Consider the following 7,334-nt stretch of genomic DNA (forward strand, 5'->3'; position numbering starts at 1 on the left):
TTGGAATGCCGGCGGCCACCAGGCGCGCCACGCCTTCCTGGCGCTCGGCCTCGGTCAACAGTGGCCAGTCACCCATCGAACCGCAGTACACCACGGCGCTCATGCCGGCTTCGATGAGTTCGCGGCCTTTGCGCACCAGGGCGTCGAAGTCCGGCTTGCGCTCGGCGGTGCACGGGGTCATCAGGGCAGGCATGGTGCCGGTGAAGATGTTGTCGGTCATTGTTATCACTCCTAGCAGTATTCAGTCGGAAAAAGGCCGAGGGTCAGATGCCCCAGGCGAAAGGGTCCTGTTCGTCGATCAGCAGGGTGCTGTCGGCGGTCATGTAGGCGCGGCCGGTGATGAACGGGCGAATGCGCTCGCCGTCGTGCTCGTAGCGGCCATGGAACTGGCTACCGGTGATACTGGCCTGCACCCAGGTCTGGCCTTCGGCAAGCTTGCCGTCGGCGGCCAGGCAGGCCAGCTTGGCGCTGGTGCCGGTGCCGCACGGCGAGCGGTCGTAAGCCTTGCCGGGGCACATCACGAAGTTGCGGCTGTCGGCGTTGGCGTCGTCGGCGAACAGCTCGACGTGGTCGATGGGGGCGCCGTTTTCGCCGGTGATACCCTGGGCTTCGAGGGCTTTGAGCATGGCCCAGGTGTACTCGGTCAGCGCTTCGCGGTTATCCAGTTCGATGCGCTGGCCATGCTCGGAAACGAGGAAGAACCAGTTGCCGCCCCAGGCGATGTCGCCGCGCACCACGCCATGGCCGGGCACGGCCACCGCCACCTGCTGGCGGTACCGGTAGGAGGGCACGTTGCCCACGGTGATGGCGCCGTCTTCATGCAGGGTGGCGCTGACCTGGCCGACCGGGGTGTCGATCTTGTGCTCGCCCGGCGCGATCAGGCCCAGGTGCTGCAGCGAGGCCACCAGGCCGATGGTGCCGTGGCCGCACATGTTCAGGTAGCCGGCGTTGTTGAAGAAGATCACCCCGCAGGTGGCGTCGGCCGACACCGGCGGGCAGTACAGCGCGCCCACCAGCACATCGTTGCCGCGTGGCTCCAGCAGGCAGGCCTTGCGCCATTGGTCGTGCAGCTCGCGCAGTTCGTCACGCTGTTCGGCCATGCTGCGGCCGTGCAGTTGCGGGAAGCCCCTCATCACCAGGCGGGTGGGTTCGCCGCCAGTGTGGGAGTCGATGACGTGAATCTGTTTCATGGGCTTGTCCCTTGCGTAAAAGATCAGGAAGCGACGGCAGCGGGGCGGCTGGGATAGGTTTCAGCGCTGGCTTCGCTTTCGTCTTCACCTTCCAGGCGTACCAGGTGGGCAGGTACGCCAGTCGCAGCGCCCCAGTAGTAGATGCCCAGCGCGCAGGCGGCCACGGCCAGGGTGTCGAACGGGTGGGCTAGCACGCCCAGGCCGCCAAAACTGCCCAGCCACGACAGCAGGATGGTCACCGCGTAGAAGCCGATCAGCCACGCCGACGAGCGTACTTGCTGGGCCAGCGACAGGTGTTGGGTGGGCACGAAGCGGCCGCACAGCAGGTACAGCACGAACATCACGATCTGCAGGGCCAGCAACCACGACACGGTGTTCCAGCCCGACCAGTACACGATCAGCGCGGCGATGATGAACGACAGCGGGCCGAGCACGCCCATGCCCTTGACCCGGAACGGGCGCGGCATGTCTGGCGCGTTGCGGCGCAGGGCGGCGACGGTGACCGGGGCGACGGCGTAGCTCAGTACCAGGGCAGCCGATACCACGTTGATCAGCGCTTCCCACGATGGGAACGGCAGGGTCCAGAACACCGACAGGCCAAAGGTCAGCCACAGTGCCGGGCGTGGGATGCCGGATTCTGCGTCGATGCGGGTGAAGTACTTGAAGAAGGTGCCGGTCTGCGCCCAGCCATAGACCACGCGCGGGGTGGCGTTCATGTAGATGTTGCCGCAGCCGCTGGGCGAAATCACCGCATCGGCCACCACCAGGTAGGCCAACCAGCCCACACCCAGGGCCAGGGCGATATCTCGGTAGGGCAGGGCCAGCTCCTTGGTCACGCTGGCCCAGCCGTTGGTCAGCATTTCGGTGGGCACACTGCCAAGGAAGGCCAGTTGCAGCAGGGCGTAGATGGCAGTGGACAGCAGCACAGACAAGATCAGCGCGATCGGGATGGTGCGTTGCGGGTTCTTCACTTCGCTGGCCACCGAAATGATCGGCGTCAGGCCCAGGTAGGCGAAGATGATGCCGCCCGCCGACACGGCCATTTCCACGCCGGACAAGCCGAATGGGGCAAAGCCCTGAACCTCGAAGTTTTCTGGTTTGAAGAAGGTGAACAGCACGCCGATCACCAGTAGCGGCACAATGAACTTGAACACGCTGACCAGGTTGTTGGCCTTGGCGAAGGTTTTCACGCTGCGGTAGTTGAGGAAGAAGAACAGCCCCAGCAGGGCGAACTGCACCAGCCAGCCGAGTACGGTCGGGTCACTGGAGCTGGCCTTGGTCAGCCCGGGAAACCAGGCGGCGGCGTATTGGCGTGAGGCGACCACTTCGATGGCAATCAGGCTGGAAAAGGCGATCAGCGTGATGAAGCCCATCAGGTAGCCCAGCAGTGGGCCGTGCGAATACACCGGGTAGCGCACCACGCCACCGGCACGGGGCAGGGCGGCGCCTAGCTCGCAGTAGACGATGCCCAGCAGCAGTACGGCGAACCCGCCAAGGAACCAGGAAAGGATGCCAGCCGGGCCAGCGATGGCCGAGACGTGGCTGGCGGCGAACAGCCAGCCGGAGCCGAAGATGGCGCCTAGGCCGATGAAGGTGAGGTCCAGCAGTGATAACTGTTTTTTGAATTTGCCTGACATGGGTTCGCCTTTTTGTTGGTTATTGGATAGGCAGGTCTGATGTCACGAGATGCGGCTTTTTGGGCCGCGCTCTTGTAGGACTTGGGCGGCTTGCGTGGGGCATAGAGTGAACCGGTCGGGTCGGCGGTTCTTGATGGTTTTCTGCAGAGGGGGTGACGAAATCGGCACAGTTGCAGAAAAACGATGGCAAGGCGCACAGCTGGACGATAGGCTGAAAGCCACACTGCATAAGGGCCGGCACAGCCAGCAGAGAACCGAAGATGACCGTCAACCCCTTGGCCACCCTCTACCATTCCCTCGACCAGCACCGCCCCGCCACCCTCGAGGCCTTGCTCGCCGGTGTATCGCTGCTGCTGCCGATTCTCGACGCCATCCCCAACGCCGCCATCTTCATCAAGGACCCGGCTGCCCGTTACGTACTGGCCAACGACACCCTGGTTCAGCGCTGCGGCCTCAAGCGCCTGCAGCCGTTGCTGGGCAAGACCAGCGCCGAAGTGTTTCCGGCACAGCTGGGCCCTGGCTACACCGAGCAGGACCGTCGCGTTCTCAAGGAGGGGCTGGTACTGGAAGACCAGTTGGAGCTACACCTGTACGGCAGCCGTGAACCGGGCTGGTGCCTGACCCACAAGCGCCCGTTGTACAACCAGGCGGGCGAGATCATCGGCCTGGTTGGCATTTCGGTAGATTTGCAGTCAGCCGCCGACAGCCACCCTGCCTACCAGCGCCTGGCCGCGGTGGACGAGCATATTCGGCGGCATTTCCACCAACCGATCAGCATGGGCGAGCTGACCCGCATTGCCGGCATTTCCGTGGCCCAGCTGGAGCGCTACTGCAAGCGGGTGTTCCACCTCACGCCCCGGCAGATGATCCACAAGGCGCGCCTGGAGCACGCCCACCGCTTGCTGCATTCGGCGCTACCGATCACTGAAGTGGCGATGTGCTGCGGCTACACCGACCACAGCGCCTTCAGCCGCCAGTTCAAGCAACTGACCGGCTTCACCCCGCGCCAGTACCGCCAGGCGACTGCCGATCAGGTGGCTTGAAACAGCCCGCGCGCTTCGGCAAAGCATTGTTCGGCAATTGCCGAGCGCGGCTCGCTGCGGCGCAGCAGCAAACCGACCGGGCTATGGATGGCGGCGTCGGCCACCGGCAGGATACGCAGGTGTTCGCTGAGGTCTTCCAGGCCGCAGTCCAGTGGCATGATCGCGCAGCACATGCCGGTGTTGATCGCCTGGATCAGCTGGAAGCTCGAGTCGCTCTCCAGCACCGCATTGGGCTCCAGGCCACGGCTGCGGAAGCTCAGGTCCAGCGACTGGCGGTAGTGCATGCCTTTGCTCAGCAGCCCTAGCGGAATGTCGCCGAGTTCGTCCCAACGCAGCGTGTCGCTGGCGAACTGGAAGTGCCGAGTGTCGTGCAGCAGGCCCATGGTGGTCGTGCCCAGCTCGATCACGTCGAAGAAGCTGGTGTTGACCTGGTCCAGGTAGCAGATACCCAGGTCGAGCTGGTTGCGGCTGAGCCCGTCGATGACCTGCTCCGAGCTCAGCGAGCTGAGCTGAAAGTGCAGTTCGGGGTACTTTTCGCGCAGCGGCAGCAGCAGGTGCATGGGGTTGAAGCTGGCCAGCGGCACGGTGCCCAGGCGCAGGCTGCCGACCACCTGGCCGCGGCAGCTGGCGGCCTCGGCCTGCAGGCCGTCGTGGGCGGCGAGCAGGGTGCGGGCCCAGGCCAGGATGCGCTCGCCGGCCTCGGTGAAACCCTCGAAGCGCTGGCCACGCTTGACCAGTACCAGGTCCAGTTCGTCTTCCAGGTTGCGCAGGCGCATGGACAGCGTCGGCTGGGTGATATGGCACAGCGCCGCGGCCTGGCCGAAGTGGCGGGTCTGGTCGAGGGCGATGAGGAACTTGAGCTGCTTGATGTCCATGGAAGTGCCTGGCGTCTGGTTGTGCAGACCATAACCTACGTCTGCGATAGATGTCATTGATCGGCCGGTACGCCATATCGATTGGACGCACCTGGGGCCATGCCTCTAGCGTGGTGACAATGCCATTCAAGGAGCTTCACCGTGCGCGTCCAACCCGATGCGGTCTTCGTACCGCTGAACATCGCCGTGCTGACTGTCAGCGACACCCGTACCTACGACAACGATACTTCCGGCGAGCTGCTGGCCAGCCGCTCGGTAGAGATCGGCCATCGACTGGTGGCGCGGGCACTGCTCAAGGACGACCTGTACAAGATCCGCGCCCAGGTGGCTACCTGGATTGCCGATGAGCAGGTGCAGGTGGTGCTGATAACCGGTGGTACCGGCTTTACCGGGCGCGACAGCACGCCAGAAGCAGTCGAGTGCCTGCTGGATAAGCGTATCGATGGTTTTGGCGAGCTGTTCCGGGCGTTGTCGATTCTCGATATTGGCAGCTCGACCGTGCAAAGCCGGGCGCTGGCCGGGTTGTCCAACAGAACCTTGGTATGCTGCCTGCCGGGCTCCACCGGGGCTTGCCGTACCGCGTGGGAGGGGATTTTGGCAGAGCAGTTGGATGCCCGACACCGGCCCTGCAACTTCGTCAAACACCTGCTGCCGATCGAGGCCTGTGCAAGCCGGGGCTGATGCTGCTGCCTGTCAGCTCAACACATACCCCACCGGCAACAACGCCGGTGGTAACTGCTGTTCCCCCAGCCCCGCCAGCACATCCCGTTCCACCGTGCGCACCAGGGCATCGGTCGGCAGGTCGTTCTCATCCCGCCCGAATGGGTCTTCCAGTTCGTTGCCAATCGCATCCAGCCCGAAGAAGGTGTACCCCACGATGGTGGTGAACAACGGCGCCAGCCAGCCCAGCGGCTCGGCCAGGGCAAACGGTAGCAGAATGCAAAAAATGTAGATGGTACGGTGCAGCAACAGCGTGTAGGGAAACGGCAAGGGGGTGAACTTGATCCGCTCGCAAGTGGCCTGCACTTCGGTCAGGCCCACCAGGCGTTGTTCCAGCAGGCTGTAGCGCCAATCACTGATCTGTTGTCGTTCGGCCAGGCGTGAGCAGTGCTCGCCTATTTCACGCAGGATACCGTCGCACACGTTGTGCGGGCTGATTGTCTCCGGCCGGGCCAGCCAGGGGCGAGCGGCCGCCAGGTCGTCCTCGTTACGCAGCCGGGCATTCAGTGCATGGGCATAGCCGCACAGGCTGCGCAGCAGCTCGGCTCGCAACTGCTGGTCGGCAATGACCACGCTTTCACGCACGAACGAACGCGTTTCGATGATCAGCTTGCCCCAGGCCTTGCGCCCCTCCCACCAACGGTCGTAGCAGGCGTTGTTGCGAAAGCTCATGAAAATCGACAGCGACAGGCCCAGCAAGGTGAATGGGGTGGCGCTGACCGGGTAGAAAAACGCCGGGAAATGCCGCTCGACCAGCACGATCAGCGCGGCCAGCAGGGTGACCATCAGGCAACGCAAGGCAATGCGTTTGACGATCGACCCCTTGAGGGTGAACAGCACACGCAGTACATCGGGGGTGGGGTGGACGATCATGGAAATCCAGAGGCGGCTGCTCAGCCGCCGGTCATGTTCATGAAGCGCAGGATCTGCACCTCGCCGCCGACTTCGAAGTGATGGCGGTAGGGCTTGAGGTGCAGCGAATCGCGGATGGCCTTTTCCAGGCGCTCGGGGTTGCCTGGGTGGGCGCGCAGCACGTGCTTGAGGTCTACCGAATGTTCGTTGCCCAGGCACAGCAGCAGGCGGCCTTCGACGGTGAGGCGCACACGGTTGCAGGTGGCGCAGAAGTTGTGGCTGTGCGGGGAAATGAAACCGACCCGGGTGTTGGCCGCTTCGGCCAGGCGCCAGTAACGGGCCGGCCCTTGGGATGACTCGGTCGATTCGATCAGGGTGAATTGCCCGGCCAGGCGTTCACGTACTTCATCGCTGGAGCAGAACGATTCGCCGCGCTCATGTTCGCTGATGGTGCCCAGTGGCATTTCTTCGATGAAGGTGATGTCCAGTTCGCGGTCGATGGCAAAACGCACCAGGTCGACCAGTTCATGGTCGTTGCGGCCTTTGAGTACCACGCAGTTGAGCTTGGTGCGTTTGAAACCGGCCTGGCGTGCGGCGTCGATGCCAGCGACCACTTGGGCCAGGTCGCCGGTGCGGGTCAGCTGTTTGAAGCGGTCGGTATCCAGGCTGTCGAGGCTGATGTTCAGGCGCGTGACGCCTGCGTCGAACAGTGGCTGGGCCAGGCGCCCGAGTTGCGAACCATTGCTGGTCATGCACAGCTCGCGCAGGCCGGGCAGGGCGGCGATGCGCCCGCACAGCTCGACGATGCCCTGGCGTACAAGGGGCTCGCCGCCGGTCAGGCGGATCTTGCGGGTGCCCAGGGCGACGAAGCGCTCGGCTACCTGGAACAGTTCTTCGAGGCTGAGGATTTGCTGGCGCGGCAAAAACTGCATGTCTTCAGCCATGCAGTACACGCAACGGAAGTCACAGCGGTCGGTGACCGACATCCGCAGGTAGTCGATTTTCCGGTTGAAGCCG

At 63.9% G+C, this 7,334-nt stretch carries 8 protein-coding genes; 2 read left to right on the top strand and 6 right to left on the bottom strand.

Annotated features, from left to right (window positions below; translation table 11 throughout):
* From APH35_RS27550 to APH35_RS27560, 3 genes are all read right to left on the bottom strand, one after another.
* On the bottom strand, window positions 1-220 hold a 220-nt coding region (locus tag APH35_RS27550), incomplete at its 3' end, for a dihydrodipicolinate synthase family protein (protein WP_177335401.1).
* 43 nt (window positions 221-263) lie between these two features.
* Complete coding sequence (locus tag APH35_RS27555) at window positions 264-1,190, bottom strand: 4-hydroxyproline epimerase (RefSeq protein ID WP_012273705.1); 927 nt, start codon at window positions 1,188-1,190, stop codon at window positions 264-266.
* Window positions 1,191-1,213: 23 nt separating this feature from the next.
* On the bottom strand, window positions 1,214-2,827 hold the full coding sequence (locus APH35_RS27560) for an APC family permease (protein ID WP_060515816.1): 1,614 nt from the start codon (window positions 2,825-2,827) through the stop codon (window positions 1,214-1,216).
* Window positions 2,828-3,087: 260 nt separating this feature from the next.
* Between APH35_RS27560 and APH35_RS27565 the strand changes: the two genes are divergently transcribed.
* A complete protein-coding gene (locus APH35_RS27565; RefSeq protein ID WP_060515817.1) occupies window positions 3,088-3,870 on the top strand; it encodes an AraC family transcriptional regulator in 783 nt (260 codons plus the stop codon).
* On the opposite strand, the gene APH35_RS27570 is transcribed toward APH35_RS27565, so the two are convergent.
* A complete protein-coding gene (locus APH35_RS27570) occupies window positions 3,858-4,745 on the bottom strand; it encodes a LysR family transcriptional regulator (protein WP_012273702.1) in 888 nt (295 codons plus the stop codon). The genes APH35_RS27565 and APH35_RS27570 overlap by 13 nt on opposite strands.
* A gap of 141 nt (window positions 4,746-4,886) precedes the next feature.
* Between APH35_RS27570 and moaB the strand changes: the two genes are divergently transcribed.
* Entirely contained in the window at window positions 4,887-5,426 is a 540-nt protein-coding gene (gene moaB, locus APH35_RS27575; protein WP_012273701.1) for a molybdenum cofactor biosynthesis protein B, read from the top strand.
* Window positions 5,427-5,438: 12 nt separating this feature from the next.
* Here moaB and APH35_RS27580 read toward each other — a convergent pair whose 3' ends face one another.
* Window positions 5,439-6,338: a bestrophin family protein gene (locus tag APH35_RS27580; protein WP_060515818.1), complete on the bottom strand. Its 900-nt coding sequence runs from the start codon at window positions 6,336-6,338 to the stop codon at window positions 5,439-5,441.
* Between the two features lie 20 nt (window positions 6,339-6,358).
* A partial coding sequence (gene moaA, locus APH35_RS27585) for a GTP 3',8-cyclase MoaA (protein ID WP_082425865.1) occupies window positions 6,359-7,334 on the bottom strand: 976 nt, incomplete at its 5' end.

The sequence above is a fragment of the Pseudomonas sp. NBRC 111132 genome (genome assembly GCF_001320565.1).
In the GTDB taxonomy this organism is placed as follows: domain Bacteria; phylum Pseudomonadota; class Gammaproteobacteria; order Pseudomonadales; family Pseudomonadaceae; genus Aquipseudomonas; species Aquipseudomonas putida_P.